The organism is Kitasatospora sp. NPDC058243, assembly GCF_042882025.1.
In the GTDB taxonomy this organism is placed as follows: domain Bacteria; phylum Actinomycetota; class Actinomycetes; order Streptomycetales; family Streptomycetaceae; genus Kitasatospora.
The window spans coordinates 1-2827 of record NZ_JBHVWW010000135.1; the positions used below are offsets into that span (position 1 = coordinate 1).

Below are 2827 nucleotides of genomic sequence, written 5' to 3' on the forward strand. Positions count from 1 at the left end.
CGCGGCCCCCTCACCCGATTCCCCACCGTCGCCAAGACCGTCACCGCCCTCACCTTCTACAAGAAGGGCTGGTGAAGCCGTGTGAATAGACCTCCCGGGCTGTGGAACGGCGGATCCGTCTGCTGCCGGCGCGTGTGGTGGTGTACTTCGTTCTCGCGCTCGCTCTGTTCGAGGGCTGCTCCTGCCGGGCGGTGTGGGGGAAGCCCACCGCGGGGCCGGCCGGGCTGCCGGTGGCACGGCCGCATGCCTCCTCTCTCTCGCGGGCCCGCCGCCGGCTGGGTGCACGGCCGCTGCGGGTGCTGTTCGAGGCGCTGTCCGGGGCCGTGGCCGCGAGAAGCACGGAAGGCGCCTGGCGGTGCGGAATGCGAACGGCCGCCTTCGACGGCACCAGCCTGCAGCTGCCCGACCGCGCCCCGGTCACCGACCGCTTCCCCAAGCGCAGCGGATCCGAGCGCGAGTTCGGCTGTCCGCTTCTGCGCCTGGCGACGCTGGTCGAGACCGGCACCCGCGCGGTGACAGCCGCCGCGTTCGGACCCGAGAGCGACGGCGAACTTCCCTATGCCACACGCCTGCCGGCTCGTCTGGAGGCGAACATGCCGGTCCCGGCGGACGCCGGGTCCGACACGATCGGCTTCCTCCACGGCATCCGGGCCACCGGGGCGCAGTTCCTGGTGCGGTCCTCGGCCACCCGTCGCCCCCTGGTCCAGCACCGTCTGGCGGACGGCTCCTATCTGGCTCGTCTGTCCGCGCCCTATCGGGCCGGGCACGGCTACGGCCATCTGACCGTCCGCGCGGCGGAGGCGTGGACCACGGTGACGCTGGCCGGCGGGACCGTGCGCCGTGAGCAGCGGCGGCTGGCCACCAGCCTCACCGGCCCCGTCCGCCACCCCGCCGAACGCCTGGTACCGCTGTATCACGAGAGGCGGCAGGCGGAGACCGTGTACGCGAGCGTGAAGGCGACACTGCTGGAGGGCCGCGTCCTGCGCTCCGGGTACCCTGCCGGCCTGGAGCAGGAAGCCTGGGGCATCCTCACCGCCTGCCAGGCCCTGATCCACACCGCTGCGGACGCCGCGACCCGCCAGCCGGGGCTGGACACGGACCGGCTCAGCTTCACCGTCGCTCTGAACACCGCCCGCGACCAAGCCGTCAACGCCTCCGGCATCTTCCCCCGTGGCCCTGTCCGGCCGGTCGGAGCCATCGGCCGCACGCTGCTGGACAACCTGCCGCCGGCCCGCCGTCGGCAACGCCTCAAGGCCCGCCGCCTCAAGAGCCACAGCAAGTACGCCCCGAACATCGGCAAACACCCCGCCACCGCCCAGAACTACACCCTTCACACCGAGATCACGATCATGGAGAAGGGGCTTGCACCCCGTTCACCTCGCTAAACGCAACGGCGTTGGTAAGCGATATGGGGCCTGAAGCCTTTTCCATCTGTACGGCCTGGGAGTGAGGTGGCGGCAGGGTGTTGACGGTGGCGTGACGAACGGGGCATCCCGCTGGTTCAGCTGGCTACCACACCTTGCCTGACCTGCGGAGATGCCCCGTGTTCTCTTATCCTGCCGCATGCGACGTTGACGAGGAGCTCCTCGAGCTGGTGACGATGGTCATCTCATCACTGGAGGGTGAGCGGCGGTGCAGGCTGCGCCCGTACGACCGGGCTCGCTGCACGCTGGTCTACCTGTGTAAACACGACACACTCGAACAGATCGCCGCGGGCTTCGGTATCGGTGTGGCCACGGCGTGGCGCTGCGTGAACGGCGCGGTCGGGCGGCTCGCCGCCTTCGCACCGTCGCTGGCCGAGGCCCTCACCAGCCATCACGGTGAGGGCTGCGTACTCCTGGACGGCACGGCCGCCGGGACCGGCCGGGTGAAAGCCGGGGGCACTTCTCCGGCAAAGTCCGCCGCGAAGGTGTGAATCTGCAGGTCATCACCGCGGACGCCGGGAAGCTGCTGTGGATCTCACCCGCCCTGCCGGGTGGAACCCACGACCTGAAGGCCGCTCGTGAGCACAACATTATCGATGTCTGCACTCAACTGGACCCCGAAGTCCTCGCGGACAAGGGATACCAGGGCGCCGGCGGAACCGTCATCACTCCCATCAAGCGCCGGCCGAACACCGAACTGCCTGACAAGCACAAGAAGTCGAACAAAGTACACGCGTCCCTGAGGACACCTGTTGGGCGCGCCATCTCCCGGATCAAGGGCTGGAGGATCTTCCGCCATGCCCGCATCAGCCCGAACAGGCTCACGTCAGCCGCCGCGGCCATCCTCACCCTCACGATCTACACGTGAAAAATGCTTCAGGGAGATACAGATGTCAAACAACTCAGACCCGATCAATGCCGGCACCTCCAATCTCGCAACAAAATTCAGCCCAGGCTTTAGTTCCGACGTCTTAAGTAGCGCAGTCCAAGAAGGCGCTCAAGTCCAAGACGGCACGTTTTACTGGGGTGAAGGAGATAGGGGGTATGAAACGGTAGTATCTTATATATACAGGGTTCCGCTCAACGGCGCCCCGTCAGAGAAAATATGCACCCTATCGGCCTACGACCCCGAGAAGTACAGCGGCATCGATGGAATGACCCTGGATACCGTAAGCGGCACCCTGTATGCTTGCGCTGAAACATATAATCGGCTTTGGGCGTGCCAGGCCGTCGTAAACGCCACGCCTCGCACACTAGTAAACTTCGGTAATGGCTCGTGTCCGGGCAGCCTGGCTCTCGACGGCAAAGGGAACGCCTACGTGAGAGGCTACGGTGCCGCCGGCCTTTGGCGTGTGGATGTCGATCGAAACTTTTTCGAAGCGATCCCTATATCTGGAATCAGC

2 protein-coding genes and 2 pseudogenes are annotated in these 2827 nt (G+C 66.5%); all 4 read left to right on the forward strand.

The annotated features are described in order from the left end of the window. Window positions 1–101 precede the first annotated feature (101 nt). Window positions 102–296: pseudogene (locus tag ACFVX9_RS39440) on the forward strand (transposase domain-containing protein); the annotation flags it as partial. Between the two features lie 66 nt (window positions 297–362). Further along, window positions 363–1385 carry a transposase gene (locus ACFVX9_RS39445; protein WP_387987087.1) on the forward strand — a complete coding sequence of 341 codons (1023 nt, stop codon included), beginning with the start codon at window positions 363–365 and terminating at the stop codon, window positions 1383–1385. Between the two features lie 158 nt (window positions 1386–1543). After that, window positions 1544–2292: pseudogene (locus ACFVX9_RS39450) on the forward strand (transposase family protein). A 22-nt stretch (window positions 2293–2314) separates the two neighbouring features. Next, a partial coding sequence (locus ACFVX9_RS39455; RefSeq protein ID WP_387987084.1) for a hypothetical protein occupies window positions 2315–2827 on the forward strand: 513 nt, incomplete at its 3' end.